At 48.0% G+C, this 21,808-nt stretch carries 14 protein-coding genes and 1 tRNA gene; 4 read left to right on the top strand and 11 right to left on the bottom strand.

The window, feature by feature from the left end:
- Positions 1-8 precede the first annotated feature (8 nt).
- Complete coding sequence (locus GWG06_RS07215; protein ID WP_160712277.1) at positions 9-3,062, top strand: type III restriction-modification system endonuclease; 3,054 nt, start codon at positions 9-11, stop codon at positions 3,060-3,062.
- A 529-nt stretch (positions 3,063-3,591) separates the two neighbouring features.
- Here GWG06_RS07215 and GWG06_RS07210 read toward each other — a convergent pair.
- The 5 genes from GWG06_RS07210 to hflX form a co-directional block, all read right to left on the bottom strand.
- Positions 3,592-4,074 carry a glycine-rich domain-containing protein gene (locus GWG06_RS07210; protein WP_202182971.1) on the bottom strand — a complete coding sequence of 161 codons (483 nt, stop codon included), beginning with the start codon at positions 4,072-4,074 and terminating at the stop codon, positions 3,592-3,594.
- 355 nt (positions 4,075-4,429) lie between these two features.
- Positions 4,430-4,503, bottom strand: a tRNA-Asn gene (locus GWG06_RS07205).
- Between the two features lie 129 nt (positions 4,504-4,632).
- Positions 4,633-6,294, bottom strand: coding sequence for an ArnT family glycosyltransferase (locus tag GWG06_RS07200; protein WP_160712275.1), 1,662 nt, complete (start codon positions 6,292-6,294; stop codon positions 4,633-4,635).
- A gap of 66 nt (positions 6,295-6,360) precedes the next feature.
- Positions 6,361-6,702: a Rieske (2Fe-2S) protein gene (locus tag GWG06_RS07195; protein ID WP_127042705.1), complete on the bottom strand. Its 342-nt coding sequence runs from the start codon at positions 6,700-6,702 to the stop codon at positions 6,361-6,363.
- Positions 6,702-7,892, bottom strand: coding sequence for a GTPase HflX (gene hflX, locus GWG06_RS07190; RefSeq protein ID WP_127042703.1), 1,191 nt, complete (start codon positions 7,890-7,892; stop codon positions 6,702-6,704). The genes GWG06_RS07195 and hflX overlap by 1 nt, the downstream gene beginning before the upstream one ends.
- A gap of 165 nt (positions 7,893-8,057) precedes the next feature.
- Here hflX and GWG06_RS07185 point away from each other — a divergent pair, with 165 nt between their 5' ends.
- Positions 8,058-10,043, top strand: coding sequence for a S9 family peptidase (locus tag GWG06_RS07185; RefSeq protein WP_235938193.1), 1,986 nt, complete (start codon positions 8,058-8,060; stop codon positions 10,041-10,043).
- 270 nt (positions 10,044-10,313) lie between these two features.
- Complete coding sequence (locus tag GWG06_RS07180; protein WP_160712271.1) at positions 10,314-11,093, top strand: enoyl-CoA hydratase-related protein; 780 nt, start codon at positions 10,314-10,316, stop codon at positions 11,091-11,093.
- Positions 11,094-11,207: 114 nt separating this feature from the next.
- On the opposite strand, the gene GWG06_RS07175 is transcribed toward GWG06_RS07180, so the two are convergent.
- Positions 11,208-11,906: a porin family protein gene (locus tag GWG06_RS07175; protein WP_127034784.1), complete on the bottom strand. Its 699-nt coding sequence runs from the start codon at positions 11,904-11,906 to the stop codon at positions 11,208-11,210.
- 332 nt (positions 11,907-12,238) lie between these two features.
- On the opposite strand from GWG06_RS07175, the gene GWG06_RS07170 reads away from it, so the two are divergent.
- A complete protein-coding gene (locus GWG06_RS07170; protein WP_160712269.1) occupies positions 12,239-15,220 on the top strand; it encodes a hybrid sensor histidine kinase/response regulator in 2,982 nt (993 codons plus the stop codon).
- On the opposite strand, the gene GWG06_RS07165 is transcribed toward GWG06_RS07170, so the two are convergent.
- Genes GWG06_RS07165 through kdpB form a run of 5 tightly spaced genes read right to left on the bottom strand, consistent with a single transcriptional unit; the run spans position 15,221 to position 21,802 of the window.
- The gene (locus GWG06_RS07165; RefSeq protein WP_235938191.1) at positions 15,221-16,873 is read right to left on the bottom strand and encodes a sensor histidine kinase; all 1,653 of its coding nucleotides are present in this window, start codon (positions 16,871-16,873) and stop codon (positions 15,221-15,223) included.
- Between the two features lie 53 nt (positions 16,874-16,926).
- Positions 16,927-18,051 carry a sensor protein KdpD gene (locus GWG06_RS07160; RefSeq protein WP_160712267.1) on the bottom strand — a complete coding sequence of 375 codons (1,125 nt, stop codon included), beginning with the start codon at positions 18,049-18,051 and terminating at the stop codon, positions 16,927-16,929.
- Between the two features lie 6 nt (positions 18,052-18,057).
- Positions 18,058-19,146 (bottom strand): porin, encoded by a 1,089-nt coding sequence (locus tag GWG06_RS07155; protein WP_160712265.1) that lies wholly within the window; start codon positions 19,144-19,146, stop codon positions 18,058-18,060.
- A gap of 25 nt (positions 19,147-19,171) precedes the next feature.
- Entirely contained in the window at positions 19,172-19,729 is a 558-nt protein-coding gene (locus GWG06_RS07150) for a K(+)-transporting ATPase subunit C (protein WP_160712263.1), read from the bottom strand.
- Positions 19,730-19,756: 27 nt separating this feature from the next.
- Complete coding sequence (gene kdpB / locus GWG06_RS07145; protein ID WP_160712261.1) at positions 19,757-21,802, bottom strand: potassium-transporting ATPase subunit KdpB; 2,046 nt, start codon at positions 21,800-21,802, stop codon at positions 19,757-19,759.
- Between the last annotated feature and the right edge of the window lie 6 nt (positions 21,803-21,808).

The raw sequence follows: 21,808 nt of genomic DNA, 5'->3' as shown, positions 1-21,808 counted from the left end.
CGCCGCCGATGAAACTTAAATTCAAAGTTCAGCCGTATCAGACTAATGCCGTTGAGTCGGTAGTGGATTGCTTTGCAGGGCAGCCCCTTATCACCAATGCCAGTTTTCGTCTGGATCCGGGGAAGCAGGCCCAGGCCCGTCTGGAATTTGAGACCGGGTTTCGCAATGCAGATATCCAGTTATCAGACGCACAGCTTATCAGGAATATCCTGGATATTCAAAAGCGGCAGAACCTACCCCTTTCGGAGCAGCTGGTATCCGGTAAAGACATCAGGATCAACCTGGACGTGGAAATGGAGACCGGAACGGGAAAGACGTATTGCTATATCAAGACCATCTTCGAGATGAACAAGCGTTACGGCTGGAACAAGTTCATCATTATGGTGCCGAGCATTGCTATCCGGGAAGGTGTTCACCAGTCTTTTAAAAATACGGCAGAACATTTCAGCGAAAGCTACGGTAAAAAGGCACGGTTCTTTATCTACAATTCCAAACAGCTTCATCATCTTGAAAGCTACTCATCTGATGGCGGCATCAATGTGATGATCATCAACATACAGGCATTCAATGCCAAAAGTGCGGAAAACCTCCGTATTAATGCTGAGCTGGATGATTTTCAGTCGCGCAGACCTATTGACGTTATTGCCAGTAATCGTCCTATCCTGATTCTGGACGAACCGCAAAAGATGGAAGGCAAGGCCACTACAGACGCATTGCCGAAGTTTAAGCCGCTGATGCTTCTTCGCTATTCTGCCACACACAAAACCACCTATAACAAAGTTCACCGCCTGGATGCACTGGATGCCTACAATCAGAAACTCGTGAAGAAGATCGGCGTACGTGGCATCACCGTCAAAGGGCTGGCAGGTACGAATGCCTATTTATACCTGGAGTCCATTGAAGTGTCCAGGCAGGCGCCGGTGGCAAGGGTAGAAATGGAGATCAAACTGCAAAGCGGCGCTATTAAACGGGTGGTGAAACGCCTCGGCAGAGGGGATGATTTATTTGATCTCTCCAACGGACTTGATCAATACAAAGGTTATGTAGTTTCGCAGGTAGATGCCGGCAGAGACACCATAGAATTTATCAACGGCGCCATACTGATGGTAGGCGATGCTACCGGCGACGTAACAGAAACCGCCATCCGTCGTATTCAGATCAGGGAAACCATCAAGGTACATCTTGAAAAAGAGAGAAAGCTTTTCGCGGAAGGCATTAAGGTCCTGTCCTTGTTCTTCATCGATGAAGTTGTTAAATACCGGGATTATACCCGATCTGATGAAAGAGGGGAATACGCCCGCATTTTCGAAGAAGAATACGAAGCGCTGAAAAATGAAGTCCTGGCTGAAATGGTATTCAGCGAACAGGAAGCAGCCTATCATCATTACCTGAAAGGATTTGATGCCAGGAGTATTCATAATGGCTATTTCTCGATTGATAAAAAAACCAAACGCCTGACCGATCCGGGCGTGGTAACACGCGGGGAATCGGCGGGGCAGTCCGACGATGTAGATGCCTATGACCTTATCCTGAGAGACAAGGCCAAACTGTTGTCTTTTGAGGAGCCTGTCCGTTTTATCTTTTCCCACTCTGCTTTAAGAGAGGGCTGGGATAATCCGAATGTGTTCGTCATGTGTATGCTGAAACATAGCGACAATACCATTTCACGTCGTCAGGAAGTGGGGCGTGGCCTGCGTTTGTGTGTGAACCAGCACGGCGACCGTATTGATGATCCGGCCATTGTTCACGATATAAATGTGCTGACCGTCATTGCCAGTGAAAGCTATAAAGAGTTTGTCCGCAACCTGCAGAAAGAAATCAGTGAATCGCTTTCTGCCCGTCCGCGCAAAGCAGACGAAGCGTATTTCACCGGCAAAGTGATTCAGACCGCCTCCGGAACGATGGAAATCACCGCTGCCATGGCGAAGCAGATTTACAAGTATCTGCTGAAGCATGATTATACCGATGACGCAGACCAGATCACAGAAGCCTATTACACGGCACAGAAAGACGCCGCATTAGCGCCATTGCCGGCAGAACTCGCGCCCCATGCGGAACAGGTTTTCAAACTCGTTGACAGCGTATTCAATGAAAATCAGCTTCCGGAAGTAGATGATGACCGTACATCGAAGGTAAATCCGTTGAACGAAGACAGCTTCAGCAAAAAAGAGTTCCAGGAACTGTGGAAGCGCATTAACCGGCGCGCGGTATACCGCGTAGGCTTCGATGCCGCAGAACTGGTTAAAAACTGTATTAAAACGCTGAATGCAGATCTCCGTGTAACGCCCCTTCAATATACTGTGCAGGCAGGTATACAGGGTACCCATATTACCGATACGCAACTAAAGCAGGGAGAAACATTTGAAACCAAAGGCACTGTAACGGGTAGTCTGAGCGCTTCGGTGCACTCAGCCGTTACCTATGACCTGCTGGGGAAGATCGCAGAAAATGTGCAGCTCACCCGCAAAACGATAGCAGCAATTCTGACAGAGATAGATCCCATTGTGTTCAGTCAGTTTAAAAAGAACCCGGAGCATTTTATCGCGGAGGCCTCCCGCCTCATTCAGGAACAAAAGGCAACGCTTATTATTGAACACCTGTCCTATGACGAAATAGCCGGGACACATGATGTAAGCATATTTACAGCAGACAGGTCTAAAAAGGATTTCTCGAAGGCCACCAAACGGCTTAAAAAGCATGTTTACGATTTTGCCATAACCGACTCCAAGGTAGAGCGCGACTTCGCAGAAGAGCTGGATGCGAGCGATGAAGTAGTTGTTTATGCGAAGCTGCCCGGCAAATTTCTCATTCCCACCCCTGTCGGAGATTATAATCCGGATTGGGCCATATCATTTGTGACAGGCGCTGTCAGGCATATCTACTTCGTGGCAGAAACCAAAGGCTCCATGTCATCGCTGGAATTGAGAGGTATTGAAGATGCGAAGATAAAATGTGCGCGTAAGTACTTTGAAGCTATTAATACGAAGATAGCACATGATAAAGTGAAGTATGATGTTATCAGTGATTATTCAAAACTGATGGAGATAGTAGGAGGGGAGTAGGGAATTATTCCGCTAAAAATCAAGAAGGCCGCTTGTGCGGCCTTCTTGATTTTTAGCATACTTCTCAGGTAGAAAAAAACTTTAATAGACTGTCTGCTTTAATAGACTGTCTGCTTTAATAGCAACCTAAAGAAATATGAATACAATTGGAAAATTTAAGATCACTGATACTTTTAAACATAGACATGAAGATTAAAAGGGAATCCTTGTAGGAAAAGTTGTTGAAGGTTCTATTACTGCTGGTAGTTACATATACCTGCCGCTTCAAATGGGAGAGGCTATATTTAAGATACAGGCTATAGAAAAAATCATGACAATATCAGGAATTTCCTTTATAGGGCTGCTTTTTGAATTTGAAGATAAATTCGTGTTTGCTGAACTTAGGCCTTTAAGAGATACGGAAGTTGATATTAAAAATCATGTTTCAGCTTGATAGAAATATAACATATCTAAAAAGCTTGCAGTATTGCAAGCTTTTTACTCCTACCGAATAGTTATTAACCCTTTAGCTTTAATAAAAGCTGAAGAACTATTTACATTTTACAGGTTTACACTGAGTTCTGCACTTAGGGGCAAGACATCGTTTGGGTTTTGTTGGCTTTGCGAGATACTCGACATTGAATGTTTCAGCGTAAAGATTCTTCGTTTCCTCAAATGCATTAATCAACTTCTGTTCATCTTCCGGCCCATTCATTCCGAAGTAAGGATAATGATGCAACAAAAACCCAAATATTGCTTCACAATCTTCCGCATATTTCTTTGTATCAAGAATGTGCTGATGCCAGAAAAGATCAACATCTCTGTGCGGTACAATATCCTTTTCCGGGTATTTTCTTTTCAGCGCCAGAAATCTCTTATATTCAATTTCTGCGTTGTCCGCTTGAGCTGCAGACCAGCCATACCCTTCATAAGGAGGCTCTTGTAGCTTCAATTTTACCATTGTAAAATTAATTCCATTAATATCTTCCATAAATGGAGCAACAAATGGATTTGAAGAAATTATTGTTTCCATTGTTAAATTGATTGGAGAGTTAATAAAATAACACCTTGTATTCCAATCCAAAGTAAAAAGGTCTTACAAATAACTTTTACGGTAAACCGTAATAAGGTAGGCTCAAAAGTTTAGATAATGATTATGCTGTAATAAAGTAGAGTTGGTATTTCTTTTTTGTCATAGATGCTCTGGTAGTATTCCAGCTTTTGGGGTAGACTTTAATTTCTGTGCGTGTGCGGTAACATGAATTGAGAAGAATTTTCATGATAAGCATTTTTTTGTTCCGGAAATTGTTCCGTTTTGGGAAAAATGCTAAAAGCATAGAGAGAGATATTAAAAAAGAAACCCCGCATGGTGCGGGGTTTCGTAGTTGCTCCCCCTGCTGGACTTGAACCAGCGACCCTCTGATTAACAGTCAGATGCTCTAACCAACTGAGCTAAGGAGGAGTGTTGCCCGTATCGTTTGTTCGATTTGGGATTGCAAAAATAGGTAAATTTTCATTTTTGCAAAATCTTATTTCAACTTTTTTTAAAAATTTTTTGAATCATTCCTAAAACCAGCCACCACAGCTGGTTTTACGGAATAACTTTTTTTACCCGGATCAGCATTCTTTCTCCTAACGTACTGTTACGCGTCGCTTTACGCACAAAAGGAAGATCTAATTTGCTCACATAAAAGTTGGGAAAGGACTGCAGCAGGGTATAGCTATAGCCCTCCTGCTGCAAGGCAGGCAAATGTTCCGGCGTCGTCAGCAATACCCCTTCCCGCGCACTGTCGGTACGCGTTACCGGAGCATGCAGGTAAAATTCAAAGGAGTAGGTGTTGGTATTATACATGCTCACCGGCGTTTCCGGCAACGTGGCATTGGCATACAATGCAGCCTGGCTTCCGCTCTGGTACTGCATCATATCAGGATACAAGATAGTATTCACGTACAGATTCAGTAATATGCTGACCGCCGCAGTGCGATAAAACACCGCTTCCCGCGTGTTTTTATCCAGCCAGTAATGCAGCAGCAGGTACAATACAATCAGGGCGGCAGCGGGTATCAGCCAGGCGTAACCCATTGCTGGCTTATATAACAGGTCTATCACCACCCCGGCGATAGCCAGCAGGAAAATTATCACGTACTGCGTTACCCGGAAAAATTTCAGCTCCCCGGCAGTTTGTAAAGACAAGATATATTTTGCTGTAAGTATGGCGAAGAAAGGAAAGATGATGTTTAGATAATGCGGCAGCTGGAACCGGGACAGGGAAAAGAGCAGGAAGGTAGCCAGCGCCCCGCAGATGCAGTAATACTCCGGTTGCTGCTTCCACTTTTTTATGAAGATGAATATGGCAGCATACAACATCACCGGCCAGGGCAGAAATGCCCATAACAACGTATGAAAGAAAAAGAACGGATCGCCGGAACCCTTGATAGGCCCGGTGTTCATAAAGCGTCCGAATTGGCTGTCCCAGAAGAAAAACCGTAACCCCGAAACATGCGAGGTACCGAATACTGTCTTCTCCGGGTGCATATCAAACTGACGATACAGCGCATATAATTCCGGCGTGATGAACAGGGCCGTCAATATCCCCGCCAGCAGCCATTTCCAGGAGAATACCGCTTTCCACTGCCCCGTAAATGCCAGGTGCCCGCCAATAGCGGCGCCTACAGGCACCAGCGCAAATATGCCTTTGGTCATGACTGCACAGGCGGTAAAAATAGCGCCCGCTACCAGGTGCATCATGCCCATACGGGGTAACAGGCTGCGGTAAAAATGATAGACTGCAGCTATAATCAGCCCCGTCAGATAGGGTTCTGCACGCACGTCATTGTTGGAAATCACCAGATGCTCTGCAGTCAGCAGTATGCAAACACTCCATCGCGCAACGGTTTCGCCATACAGGGCCAGGGCAAACCGGTAGGTATACCAGGCGCCCATGAGCAGAAAAAGGATGGCAGGCAGCTTGTAGGACCAGGTATGAAACCCAAACAGCTGAAAGCTCAGCGCGGTCATCCAGAAAGGAAAATGAGGCTTATCCAGCCATTCATGACCATCTGCATACAGGTTCAGGTAGTCATGCTGCTGCACCATGGTTTTGGCAATGCCGGCATACAAAGCGCCGTCAGGCTCCAGGATGGGCACCTGCAGGGCACTGAACTGTAATAATACCAATAGTGAAACGAAGAAAAGCCAGATCTGCTTTTCCGTGAAGGCAAAAGGTTTTGCAGTTGTAGGTGTGACTAACATGGGTAAAAGTTACTGCATCCGGTGATGTGTTAACCTTGTACCGGCCTATTTAACAATTAAATAAACCTACCACAGCCACCCGCTCTTTTCCATCCCTACGTAGGGGCCGTCTTCCCTTTGCTCTATGGGATAGGTCTTCAGATAATAACCCTCCCCGCTGCAGTTGTAGCCGTTCTTCATACTGAACTTGTAACGGTGCAGCGGACAAATCACATTACCGGCCGCATCTATGAACCCATCGGCCATGATACCGCCGGCATGCGGACATTTATAGGCGAAAGCAAAAAGCTGGCCCTGATGCAGGGCACAGCATATCTTTTTGCCGTTTACCTCCTGCACCCGGATGGTGTTTTCGGCAAGCGGCAGGTATCCTTCGTCCAGTTTATACCAGGAGTATTCTTTTGCCATCAGTAGAAGAATTCTGTTTTATAAGGATAACGCTCCTTATACAGCTGGCTAACCTTATCCATAATGGTTTTACGCAGTTCTTCCACATTCCTCTTTTCCAGCGCGGCGATGAACACGGTATTACCCTGTGTTTTCACATCCCAGTTCTGTTTGAGAGAGTCGAGAATATCTTTTTTGACATCCTCTTCCAGCCATTTGTCAAAGGTGCTGGCTTCGTACAGGTCCATCTTATTGAAGACCATAATCGTTGGCTTTTCAAAGGCTTTCAGCTCCTGCAGGGTGCGGTTAACCACTTCTATCTGCTCTTCATACTGCGGATGGGAAATATCTACCACATGCAAAAGAATATCGCTCTCGCGGACTTCATCCAGCGTGGATTTGAAGCTCTCCACCAGGTGGTGCGGCAGCTTGCGGATGAATCCTACCGTATCGCTGAGCAGGAAGGGCGTCTGCTCAAATACTACCTTACGGGTAGTGGTATCCAGCGTAGCAAACAGTTTGTTTTCTGCAAATACTTCGCTCTTGCTGAGCATATTCATGATGGTGCTCTTACCTACGTTGGTATATCCTACCAACGCTACACGGATAAATTCACCGCGTTCCTTTCGCTGGGTCAGCGACTGTTTGTCAATCTCCGCCAGCCGCTTACGTAACAGGGCAATTTTGTCCTTTACGATACGGCGGTCCGTTTCAATCTCCGTTTCACCGGGGCCCCTGCTACCGATACCGCCCCCCTGGCGTTCCAGGTGACTCCACATACCACGCAGACGAGGCAGAATATACTGGTACTGCGCCAGCTCTACCTGCACCTTGGCCTGCGCTGTACGGGCACGGCGGGCAAAAATATCCAGGATCAGGTCACTGCGGTCTATCACTTTTACCTTCAGCACCTTTTCTATATTCGCTATCTGCGAACCGGTCAGCTCATCATCGAAGATGACCAGCGATATATCTCTTCCGGCTATATACTGATGTATTTCTTCCAGCTTGCCCTTGCCTACAAATGTGGCCCTGTCAGGGTGCGACAGCTTTTGGGTAAAACGCTTCAGAGTGGTGGCCCCGGCAGTTTCAGCCAGGAATACCAGTTCGTCCAGGAACTCCTGCACCTGCCGCTCTGTCTGGTCCTTCGTAATAACGCCTACGATGACCGCCTTTTCCTCTTTTTGAACTACTTGTTTCTTTTCAATCAATGTTTCTCAAAATTTGATGCAAAAATACTTGAATTTGACCAAAGCAGGATTAAATCCCATCCCGCTGTTTACACTGGCCATTTTATTCCTACATTTATACGATCCAAAACAATGCAGCAAATCATGTATAAACCATTTTTACTGACAGGATTATTAATTTCAACTATGGCATCAGCCCAGGAAAAGATGACTCCCGAACTGCTCTGGCAGCTGGGAAGAGTGAGCGGCGAAGCGGTAACGGCAGACGGTAAATCCGTTATCTACGGCGTTTCCCGTGTTAACATGGCAGATAACAAAAGTGAGAAGAATCTCTTTGTAGTACCATTGACCGGCGGACAATCCCAGCAACTCACCCGGACTCCCGGCGGAGAAGGCGATGTAGCCATCCTCCCCGGCAACCGGATTGGCTTCTCCCTCAAAGGCCAGTGGTGGGAAATGAATGCCGACGGCTCCGACGCGGTACAGAAAACCAAAGGCGCCGGCGATATGCAAAACATCCGCATCTCCCCGGATGGTAAACATATCCTGTTTTCCAGAGAAGTGAAGATCAAAAAAATTTCCGGCAGCGACCACTACACAGACCTGCCCAAATCAAACGTCCAGATCTACGACAACCTGAACTACCGCCACTGGGATACCTGGGAAGATGGTAACTTCTCCCACGTATTCTATGCCACCTACACCAACGGGGAAATAGGCACTCCCGTAGATATTATGGCAGATGAGCCATACGACTGCCCCCAGATGCCTCACGGCGGTGCGGAAGACATGATCTGGAGCCAGGACGGCAAAAGTATCGTATACGTATGCAAGAAAAAATACGGTAAGGATTATGCTGTCAGCACCAACACCGACATCTACGAATACGACCTGGCAGCCAAAACCACCCGTAACCTCTCCGAAGGCATGATGGGATACGATATGGCTCCCGCCTTCAGCAACGACGGCAAATTTATCTCCTGGCTCAGCATGGCCCACGATGGCTTCGAGGCAGACAAAAACGATATCATCCTCCTCAACCGCACCACCGGCGTAAAAACCAATCTCACCAAATCCTGGGATGGTACCGCCTCCGCTGTACGATTCAGCAACGATGGTAAAAAAATATTCTTCCTCGCCGTAGTAAAAGGTACCGAACAACTGCTGGAAATAGCCCTGCAGAAAGATCCGGCGCAGACTACGGACAAGCATATACGTCAGATCACCAGCGGCGACTTCGATATCAGCAGCATGGTAGCTCAGACCGGCAACACCATGGTGGTTACCCGCACCGACATGAATCACGCTGCGGAAATATTTACAGTAGACCTCCTGAAAGGCGCCGTACAACCCCTCACAAACGTCAATAAAGAAACCTACGATAAAATCGGCTCCTGCAAAGTGGAAAAACGCTGGGTAAAAACCAGCGACGGCAAGGAAATGCTTACCTGGGTGATATTTCCGCCTGACTTCGATCCGGCTAAAAAATATCCTACCCTGCTGTACTGCCAGGGCGGCCCTCAGTCCGCATTATCCCAGTTCTACTCCTACCGCTGGAACTTCCAGCTGATGGCCAACCAGGGCTATATCGTGGTGGCGCCCAACCGGAGAGGAATGCCCGGCCACGGCGTAGAATGGAACGCTTCCATCAGCAAGGACTGGGGCGGACAACCCATCCGCGACTACCTCGCAGCTATTGACGATGTGAGCAAAGAAAGCTATGTGGACAAACAACGCCTCGGCGCTATAGGCGCCAGCTACGGCGGATACTCCGTTTACATGCTGGCCGGGGTTCACGAAAACCGCTTCAAAACCTTCATCGCCCACGATGGCCTCTTTGATCTCAAAAGCTGGTACGGCACCACCGAAGAACTGTGGTTCGCCAACTGGGATATAGGCGCCTACTGGGATCCGGCCAACGCTAAATCCTACAGCCAGTTCAATCCCAGCGAACACGCCAATAAATGGAATACCCCCATCCTCATCATCCAGGGTGGTATAGACTTCCGTGTTCCCATCGAACAAGGCCTCCAGGCCTTCCAGCTGGCTCAGCTCAAAGGCATCAAAAGCAAACTGCTCTACTTCCCCGAAGAAAACCACTGGGTACTGAAACCCCAGAACGCCATCGTTTGGCAAAGAGAGTTTTTCTCCTGGCTCAAAGAAACGCTTTAATGGGAATTACGAATTACGAATTGCGAATTACGAATGAGGAACCCATTTTGATCAGGCAGGAATTGGAATTAATTATGAATTATGAGTTATGAATTATGAGTTAAAGCGAAGATCAGCGCGGTTGAACAACTGATATGATCCACGCTGATCTTCGCTTTAACTCATAATTCATAATTCATAATTCATAATTAATTCCAATTCCTGCCTGATCAAAATGGGTTCCTCATTCGTAATTCGTAATTTGTAATTCGTAATTAAACCTGATAACATATGTTTACCTCTTTAACCTTGGATTCCGCCAATGGTATTGCTACCATTACCTTAAACAGACCCGAAGTATATAATGCCTTTAATGATGCGCTCAGCTATGAGTTACAGGATGCGCTGAAGCAGGTGGAGCGGGACAAATCCGTGAGGGTAGTGGTATTAACCGGTGCAGGGAAGGCCTTTAGCAGCGGCCAGGACCTGAAAGCGTCTATGGAGGCAGGTAAGCGTAACCTCAGCGAATCACTGCATAAACGTTATAATCCTATTATACGGGCCATCCGCAATATGCCCAAGCCGGTGATATGCCGGCTTAACGGCGTGGCTGCCGGCGCTGGATGCTCGCTGGCGCTGGCCTGCGATATGATTATTGCCAGCGAAGCAGCTACCATGATTGAGATATTCGTAAATATAGCACTGGTACTGGATTCCGGCTCTTCCTATTTCCTGCCCCGTACAGTAGGCTACCACCGCGCCTTTGAGCTGGCAACAAAAGCCTCCAAAGTATCGGCTGCCGAAGCCCTGCAAATGGGACTGGTCAACAAAGTAGTACCTGCAGACGCGCTGGACGCCGCCGTTCAGGAGGAAGCCGCCTATTACGCCGCCGCCCCTACGAAAGCCATCGCCCTCATGAAAAAAATGCTGACCAAAGGCATGACAGAAAGCCTCGACGCCACCCTCGACTACGAAGCCTACTGCCAGGAAATAGCGGGCAACTCCGCCGATAACAAAGAAGGCATCACCGCCTTCCTCGAAAAACGCAAACCCGCCTTCCAGGGCGAATAACCAATTAAATTTTATTATTTAGCTATTTGAGATTTTGAATAAATAGAGAAGCCCCCTGAAGTGCTCAGGGGGCTTCTCTATTTATTCAAAATCTCAAATAGCTAAATAATAAAATTATAGACCACTGAGGCAGATACCAATCTGGTAGGGTCTGATATCCATGCTGCTGTTATCTTTCAGCATCGCGTTCAGGGAGTATGCGCCGAAAAGGGCGAAGTTACCGTAACCTACACGGGCAGTAGCGGAAAAGCGCCACGGATTAAAAAAGTTTTTGTTCAGGTCCTTGTCAAAGTTCTTACCGTTAGGAGTAGTGTTTTTACCTTTGGTATGAGCGTTTACCAGCGCGCCCACTTTCAGACCCAGCGCAGCTTTGAAGCCTTTATTGGCATTGTCGGGTACGCTGCGGTAACGTATCTCAATAGGAATTTCCAGGTAAGTAGTGGCCACCTTATACTTTTTGTAGGCACTGCTGGCCGGGAAGGTAGGCGTGGTAGGGTTTACCCTGCCGGAAATATCGAAAGTATGATCTTTCAGGTAAACGCCGCTGGTGCTGATACCCAGACCCGCAGCCACACTGAACGGAGATTTCTTAAACGGGAAATCATACATCAGTGCAATATTAAAGCCCCTGTTAAAGCCCGTTTTAATACTATCCGGAGCTCCGGCCCAGCCATCATAGGATAACTGAATCATCAGAAAATCCCTGGAATGGGTGGCCCTGTTAACTGCCTTGTTCATCGGAGAACCGCCATCCTGTGCAAAAACGCCGATAGAAACAGCTATCAGACCAAGGGTAAAAATTATTTTTTTCATAAAATACTTAATACTTAGGAAAAAGAATATTAGGCAAATATATTGGAATGATTGTAAAAGAATTGGTTAAAATATTGCAAAACATGATTTTCCTGATATACCTACTGGCGGGAAAGTTACATAAAAAGTCAAATTGATACCCATAATCTTTACATGATCGTACCGCCAATATGTACAAGAAGAATGACCGATTTGGCATAAATAATCCTTAATTTCAGGAAAGCAAATGCTTCCGCGGAATAATAACCCGCATCATCAAAATAACTGTTAAGTATTTATGGAATGTTATCGCCAAAGTCTCAAACCGCGTCTTGTGAAACCTTAGCATCAACATGAAAAAAATCGAACACGCCGTTATTATCCTGGTTATGGCATTACTGATGGCGCTCATTGGATTCATATTCTATGCCTGGATGGTGGAGAAACGAACCAGAGACGCAGCCAGCCTCGTTCAGAATGCCAGGCAGACCGTTAGCCAGGTCAACACACTGGTCAGACTGGATGATAAAATCACCGCCGGACTGAAAGACGGGCTGCTGCGCGGCGCCAACCCATTACGCCTGCCACAGCCGCTCATGGACAGTATCAACATCACCATGCAGCTGCTGCAACAGCAATCAGCCCCCGATGTACTCCAGCAAAAGAAATTCCCCGTTCTACAGCAACTCATTACCGCCAAAACCGCCATCTTCCGGCAGGTAGTACTGTCTCCGCCCGCAACAGCCGGCGCCATCATTTCCGGCAACGCCAGCCAAAGCCTCAGCGACTCCCTGAAACGGCTCACGGAAAGCTATATCCAGGTGGAACGCGATCATATCAATCAATACATCTCCAAATCACTGATATATACCCGGTACTCCTTCTGGGCCGCCCTCGTCATCTGCCTGTTGACCCTCACCCTCTTTATCGGGGAAACCCGGCTGATCTTCAGAACCCTCATCGGGTTCAGAGACTGGGCCCATCGCATGCAAAAAAGCGAACAATCCTTTAAAAGACTGGCGGAAGAAGCAGAACCCGTCATCTTTAAAGCCAATACCAACGGCATCTTTACGTATGTCAGCCAGCGCGCTGCAGATATTACCGGCTATTCCAGCCAATCCCTGATCGGCAAACACTTTTCCATATTCCTGGAAGAACATGAATTTGACCGGCTGCAGGCATTTTACCTCAACCAGCTGCAAAATAATGAAGACTACTCCTCCATACAGTTCGAAATCATTACCAGGGCGGGCGACAAAAAATGGGTGGAACAACTTGCCTTCGTCACTACTTCCGATGACGGAACGGTAAAGGAATTTCAGTGTATCGTAAAGGATATTGATAAGGAACGCCGCCAGGATGAAAGCATCCATTACCTGCAACACAGGATGGAAGCCATTCTCGATTATATGCCGTCCATGATGTTTGTAAAGGATATGCCCGGCAGATATCTGCTGGTTAACAACAGATTCATGGAAATAATGCAGATACAGAAAGAAGAAATTATCGGCAGAACAGACGAAGAACTGGATTACGAATGGATCTCCCGCTACGCGGAGATGGATAAGCGCGTACAGGCTACCGGTGCTAAGGAAAAACTGGAAGAAACCTTTGTGGTGGACGGAAAAACCTACCACTTCCTGCTCACCAAATTCCCGCTGCGCAACGCTGATAACGAAATGATAGGCATCTGCTGCATCGGGCAGGACCTGACAGAAAAAATGAATTACCTGCAGCAGGAAAAAGCTGCCCGCGAAAAAGCAGAAGATGCCAAACAAAGCCAGGAGATATTCCTCGCCAATATGAGCCACGAAATACGTACGCCCATGAACGGAATCGTAGGTATGACACAACTGCTCATGGAAGAAGAATCACTTACCCCCCGGCAGGCCAAATACCTGGACGCCATCACCCGGTCGGCCTCCAACCTGCTGGTGATCATCAACGAAATCCTGGACTTCTCTAAAATAAAAGCCGGCAAACTACACCTGGAAAATGCCCCTTTCCATATTCACGATGTCATCAACAGCACCGTATTCCCCCTGATGCTGCAGGCCCGTGAAAAAGGACTCTCGTTCAACGTTCAGATTTCCCCGGCCATACCGCCTCATCTGCTGGGCGATGAAGTACGGCTCAACCAGGTACTGATTAACCTTATTGAAAACGCTATCAAATTCACACATCAGGGCGCTATCACCCTCACGGTTACACTGGCAGCGGCTGATAAAGACAACTCCCGCATCCGGGTAGGATTTGAGGTGAAAGATACCGGTATTGGTATCCCCGCCGGCAAGCAGCACCTGGTCTTCGAGAGCTTCTCCCAGACACATAACAGTAACAGCCGCGAATTCGGTGGCACCGGCCTGGGACTGGCCATCTGCAAGGAACTCATCTCCCTCCAGCAGGGCACCTTACAGCTGAACAGCACGCCGGGAAAAGGTTCCACTTTCTATGTAGAAATTCCTTTTACCAAAAATCCCTTCCCACCCAAAACATCAAAGAAAGCGCCTACTGCAGCATCACAGCATAAACCGCTACTCGGCAAAACCCTGCTGGTAGTGGAAGACAATAGTATCAACCAGCAGGTAGCCTACTATACGCTCACCAGCGGCGGCGCTGCAGTTGACGTTGTGGAAAATGGTAAAACAGCACTGGAATTGTTACGCGTAAAAACATACAACTGTATCATTATGGATCTACAAATGCCCGGTATGGATGGCTATGAAACCACCCGTACCATCAGGAGCCATGGTATTACCACCCCTGTCATCGCCGTTACCGCCTCCGCCATCGAAGGCGAAAGAGAACGTTGCCTGCAGGCAGGGATGAATGATTACATCTCCAAACCATATCAGAAGGATGACCTCTTCAAAAAAATCCAATGCAGTACCGGAGATATTCCCCCCGAACCGCCATCAGCACCGGAACCGGCGCAGCAATTCGGAAACGGCGGAAACCCGCACCCACAACCCGCTCCGGAGCAGGAAGAAAACCTGCCACCCATCAGCTTTGAATTTATTCATGAGGTAGTACCGGAAGATGAAGTAAAAATCTTACTCATGGAACTGATCACCAGTATGCCCGAATATATAGACAAACTATTGAAAGCCGTGGACGGACAAAACTGGGAAGAAGCCGCCGGACTGGCGCATCAGCTCAAAGGTAACCTGGGATTCGTCAGGATGCATGAAGCCGTACAACTGGCGCACGATATCAACCGAAGCGTGAAATTTAACCGTGACATGGATGATATTCCCAGGAAAGCGGCAAAAATAAATGAACTCTTCATCCGCCACAAACCGGATATAGAGGCGCATATAGCGCAATGCATATAATCAGGAGGCAATGGGCAAAGTGAAATAAAACTGACTTCCTTTGCCCTCTTCACTTGTTACACCGATAACACCACCCTGCGCTTCAATGAACTCCTTGGAGATAGCCAGTCCGAGACCGCTGCCCTTATGGCCTTTCAGCCCCGGCACCTGGAAGAAACGTTCAAATATTTTTTCCCGGAAGGCGGCAGGAATGCCCTTTCCGTAATCACGTACAGTAAACGACAGCATATTGGTACCTGTAGGCGTCACCATTATATCGATAGCAGTATTTACTGCCGAGTAGCGGATTGCGTTGGTCAGCAGGTTCACCAGCACCCAGGCTGTTTTCTCTACATCGGCCAGTACCGGCGGTAGCTGGTCCGGCAGGGTGTGGCGTATGGTAATTTCCCGCTGCGCGGCCTGTTTCTGCACGGTATCCAGCGCATACTGCACAATGTTCTGCGCGGCCACCGGCTGCGGCTGCAGCTGTATATTCCCGCTTTCTACCTGCGACAGGTCCAGCAGCTCGCTCACGATCTTGATCATGCGGCGGTTGTCCTGCTTCATACTGTCTACCAGCTCTTTCTGCTCCGGATTTAACTGCCCGGTACGTTCATCTTCCAGCAGTTTAATGCTGAAGTCTGAAGAGGCGAGGGGAGTCTTCAGTTCATGGGAGATAGTAGCAATAAAATGGGTCTTGGCCAGGTCCAGCTCCTTGAAGGAGGTAATATTTTTCAATATCACCACATAGCCTATACGCTTGTCTTCGTGCTGTATGTCTACTACCTCTTTGGTGAAGAAACACTCCTTGCCGTCTACCACAATTTTCAGGGGGGCTGTTTCCCGGTTATTGATCAGGAACTGCAGCAGATCATTCTGCCGGGCAGCTTCTTCTGCCGGCTGGCCCAGCAATTCCTTCTCCGGAATATTCAGCAATTGCAATGCCTGGGTGTTGGCAAACAGAATGGTATTATTCACATCAAAGCCAATGGTAGCATCTTTCAGGCTGCTGATGACAGCTTCGGCGCGTTGTTTTTCAAAGGTAATACGCGCCAGGCTGCTGTGTTCATAATCATCCAGGCGCTGAGCCATGGTATTGAAGGCTGCAGCGAGTTCGCCGAACTCATCGCCGGTTTTGAAATGCAGCCGTTTGCTGTATTCCTTGTCCGCAATACTTTTGATAGCTGCCGTCAGGGCCTGGATAGGATTGGCGATGTAACCGGGGAAATTATAGACAAAGGTAAATCCCAACAGGAAGCATACTCCGCTGATGATCGCAATATATAACAGCGCATTGTCTGCCGTTTTCTTCACCAGTTCATTTTTACCGACGATGGCCGACATATTGAGGTCCATAATGGTAAAGATTCCTTTCTTGATAGCGGCTACATTGGCGGCGGAGCTAAGGGAATCTTTCCGGAGGCGGTCATATATCAGGCTTACTTCCACGGTGGCGGCTCTTTCTCCGCGTTCTGTTACGTTGGCTTCCTGTTTATGGAGGCTTGCCTCAAACAGCTGCAGGGCGGCAGTCCGGTTTACTGGCAGCTGTTCCAGCGCTACCAGCATGTCTTTGGAATATTCTATGGACTCATAGTTGTCCTTCAGAATAACTTTCGCTTTCTGATTCAGCCTGTTCAGGTAATAATACCCCAGCACACTTACTATCAGCAGCATGATATAAAGGAAAAGAACCCCTAATGTAATCTTGGTTTTTAACCTGAACATAATTATGATAGTATAATAAGATCAATATCGTTGGATGAAAGTGTTTTCAGCAGCTGGTTAAACAGGTTAGTCCGCAGTATGATCCGGAAGAGGCTGATGTGCGGCTTCCCGATACATACGGTGGTAATCCGTTTTTCCAATGCAATGTTAATGATAGCTGCTGATATGTTGGTATGTTGTTCCTGGATAACTTCTGCGCCCAGTTCTGTGGCTAGTTTGAGGTTATTGATCAGGTGGCGTTGGGCTGCCAGCGGAATTTTGTCAACGCTTTCACGGGGTGTCTGCACGTACAAAACGTACCAGTCCGCATGATAATAGGCGGCCAGGCGGGCCGTTTTCCGGATTACCTTGCGGGCTACTTCATCGTTGGAGGAGATACAGGCGAGAAAATTTTCGTGGCGCATCTGCTGGCTGCGCGGCACTTCTGTTTCTACTTTCCGTTCTACCTGCGTGGTTACTTCTTTCAGTGCCAGCTCCCGCAGCTGCAGTATTTTATCTGCCTGAAAGAAATTCCGCAGGGCTGTTTCCACTTTTGACTGATCGTAGATTTTCCCTTCTTTCAGGCGGGTAATCAGTTCATCGGCGGTGAGGTCAATGTTCACCACTTCGTCTGCCATATGCAGTACGCTGTCGGGTATACGTTCCTTTACCTCTATGCCGGTGATATGTTTTACTTCAGCATTGATACTCTCGATATGCTGGATGTTTACCGCGGAAATCACGTTAATGCCTGCATTGAGGAGGTCTACCACATCCTGCCAGCGCTTTTCATTTTTGGAGCCGGGGATGTTGGTATGCGCCAGTTCATCCACCACCACCCAATCCGGCGACAGCAGGAGAATGGCGCTGAGGTCCATCTCTTCCAGGCGCTTGCCTTTATAGAAGACCTGCCTGCGGGGAATAGCAGGCAGGCCGTCCAGCAGGGCGTGCGTTTCCACACGCCCGTGAGTTTCTATATAACCGATCTGGATATTAACACCATTGCGGAGCATGGCATGCGCTTCCTGCAGCATACGGTAGGTTTTACCTACGCCGGCGCTCATGCCGATATAGATTTTAAATTTACCTCTGCCGCCGCGGTTTGCCAGCTGCAGGTAATGTTGCACGGTATGTTCTTTCTCTGTCATGTTTTATCAGAACCATACTGCCAGCGATGCAGTGATGCTGGTATTGGTATTTTTGAGGTCAGCGCCTTTCTGGAATGTTTTATCTTTTCCGTCGAACATCTTTCCTTCTATCCTGAACATCACATTATTTACCGGTGTAAAATCCATGTTGAGTGAATATCCTGTAGTCTGAAAGCCGTTGGGGGTACCGGTTCCGATGATAACGCCGTCTTTATCGTTATAGTGTTCCACTCTTCCGGCCATGGCAAATTTGTCTGTAAAGGCATAGCGGCCGATGATGACCGGAGTATACCAGTTATACAGGTCGCTTTTACCTTTTGCCTTTTGTTGTAAGCCGTAGTCGATACCGGCAATCAGGCTGAATTTCTCTGTGATATTAAAGGTACCATAAAGGTTGTTAAAATAGCGCATGGCGCGCACGCTGTCAGGCATATCGTTACCTACATAGGTGCTCCAGTTCAGGAATACTTTTGCGGAAGGCTTAAAGGAGATCTGCGTGCCGAAGTTGGGCGTCTGATTGCCATCCACACGTTTGATACGCTGCCATCCGTTGAGGTACATCACTGCGAACGTCCATTTGTCGTTAGGCGTCCAGGTTACTTTGGCGCCGGTTTCGTAGTAAGGGGAGTTTTCGGCGGCGAGGCTGCGGGTCAGCGTATAGCAGTCTTTCCCGATGGCGCTCTCGAAGCCGATATGCGCGGGCATGATACCGGCGTCTATCCATACATTTTTTCCTACCCGGATACCTACGTTGGCTTCATACACATGCTGCAGTACACTGGGTTCGGCAGCCAGGTTATACTGTGCATAGGTGCCCGCCATCAGGGCTACGTTAGCTCTTACACGGTCTGCGGTATAGTTGGCTTTCAGCAGGGCCAGGTTCAGGTTCAGCTCATTGTGCCTGTTGTGGTTATAGATGAACCCTGGTTTGGTATGGTCCTGCGGCTGATTCATATCGTAGCTGTAATAGGCTTCTGCATAACCGGAGATAGTGAGTTTACCTTTATTCTTGTCTTCTTTTTCCTTTGTTACGTCCTGTGCAAAAAGGGTAACCGCTGCGGCCAGCAGGCCTGCCAGCAATAAAATTTTCTTCATTCTGATGATAGGTTAGGTGGTTGTTTTACTTATCCAAAGTGACATTCAGTTTTAATACATTTACGGTGGCAGGGCCAAACAGGCCAAGTACAGGGCGTTCTATGCCGGCGTCCACTATCTGTTTTACTTTTTCTTCGCTGATACCTCTTGCTTTGGCAACACGGGCAATTTGCACATAGGCGGCTGCAGGAGAGAGGTTGGGGTCAAGTCCGCTGGCAGAAGCTGTTACCAGTTCCGCCGGGATATCCTGTTTTTTCACGCCGGGATTATGGGCCATGAAGGTATCTATTCTCTCCTGAACAACTTTCAGGTAATCTTCATTGCCAGCGGCTTTGTTGGAGCCGCCGGAGCCGGCAGCATTGTAATCTGCAGTGCTGGGGCGGGACCAAAAGTATTTATCTTCTGTGAATTTTTGGCCTATATTTTCATACCCTACAACTTTTCCATTAGCCGTTACCGTTACACCATCGCCTTTTCCCGGGGCCATTTTGGCTACAGCAGAGAGGAACAGCGGATACAGGCCTCCCAGTAATACCAGGAGGAGAACAGTTAATTTTACAGACGGCCAGAGATACTTTTTCATAATTCAATATTTTTCAGATGATCTGTTTTACATAAAAAGAGCTATCAGCATATCAATCAGCTTGATACCGATGAAAGGTGCAATAACGCCGCCCACACCATATATCAGCAGGTTCCTGCGGAGCAGTGCGCTGGCGCCGATAGGCTTGTAGGCCACGCCGCGCAATGCCAGCGGAATAAGCATAGGTATAATGATAGCGTTGAAAATAACAGCGCTGAGAATAGCTGTTTCAGGACTATGCAGCTTCATGATGTTGATGCCCTGCAAAGCGGGAATGGAAGCCACGAACAGCGCCGGTACGATAGCGAAATATTTGGCTACGTCGTTTGCAATGGAAAAGGTGGTGAGCGTACCACGGGTCATCAGCAGCTGTTTACCGATTTCCACTATTTCAATGAGTTTGGTAGGGTCATTGTCAAGGTCTACCATGTTACCGGCTTCCTTGGCGGCCTGTGTACCGCTGTTCATGGCCACGCCAACATCTGCCTGAGCCAGCGCCGGCGCATCGTTGGTACCATCGCCCATCATAGCCACCAGGCGGCCATCCTGCTGCTCCCTGCGGATATAGGACATCTTATCTTCCGGTTTGGCTTCGGCGATGAAGTCGTCCACACCGGCTTTGGTGGCAATATATTTTGCAGTCAGCGGATTATCGCCGGTGACCATCACCGTTTTTACACCCATTTTGCGCAGCCGCTCAAAACGTTCGCTGATACCAGGTTTGATAATATCCTGCAGTTCTATGACCCCCTGCACTTTGCTGTTGAGGGCCACCACCAGCGGGGTACCACCATCTTTGGAAATAGCTTCTACCCGTTCTTTTGTTTCTGCCGGGAAATGAAACCCTTCTTTCTCTGTCAGCCTTTTGATGGCATCATACGCACCCTTACGGATACGGTTGCCATCGGGCATATCTATACCGCTGCTGCGGGTTTCGGCGGTGAATTTTACCAGCGTGGAACCGGAAACAGACAGCCTGCTTACCATATCTTTCCCTGCCAGCTCCACGATGGACTTACCTTCCGGTGTTTCATCCGATAAAGAGCTGAGGGCGCACAGACGGATAAATTCTTCCGGAGGCAAGCCATTGGTAGGCCAGAAATTGGTAGCCTTACGATTACCGATGGTGATGGTACCTGTTTTATCCAGCAGTAATACGTCAATATCACCGGCAGTTTCTACCGCCTTTCCGGATTTGGTGATTACATTCGCACGCAGCGCACGGTCCATACCGGCAATACCGATGGCAGACAACAAACCGCCGATGGTAGTAGGAATAAGGCAGACAAACAATGAGATGAAGGCCGCAATCGTAATAGGCGTTTGTGCATAGTCCGCAAAAGGTTTCAGCGTTACGCACACAATGATAAATACGATGGTGAAGCTGGCCAGCAGAATAGTGAGCGCTATTTCATTAGGCGTTTTCTGACGGCTTGCGCCTTCTACCAGGGCGATCATCTTATCCAGGAAAGATTCTCCCGGTTCAGTGGTTACACGTACTTTAATATGGTCGGACAATACCTTGGTACCGCCCACCACACTGGATTTATCGCCGCCTGCTTCGCGGATCACCGGCGCACTTTCACCAGTGATGGCAGATTCGTCAATGCTGGCCAGCCCCGCAATGATTTCTCCGTCTGCAGGAATAATATCTCCCGGATCACATACGAAAATATCGCCTTTGCGCAGGGTAGAAGAGGAGACCACTTTCACTTCATTGGTGAATATTTCACCGATCAGTTCAATTTTTTTGGCAGGCGTTTCTTCTCTTGTCTTACGCAGACTCTCCGCCTGCGCTTTACCACGGGCTTCCGCAATGGCTTCCGCAAAATTGGCGAACAATACGGTGAGGAACAGGATAACGAAGATGGCTATATTATAGGCAGCACTACCCTGATCCTTATTACCTGTGAACAGGGAATACAGCGCTACTATCAGCATCACCACGGTGCCTATCTCCACGGTGAACATCACCGGGTTTCTGAACATCAGCTTAGGATTCAGCTTCACAAAGGATTGTTTCAGGCTTTCCATCACCTGTTCCCTCGGAAACAATTTATTATCTTTCTTCATAGTAAT

Source organism: Chitinophaga solisilvae, assembly GCF_009928525.1.
GTDB lineage: Bacteria > Bacteroidota > Bacteroidia > Chitinophagales > Chitinophagaceae > Chitinophaga > Chitinophaga solisilvae.
Note: the sequence above shows the minus strand (reverse complement) of the source record. Positions and strands in the feature narration are given on the sequence as shown.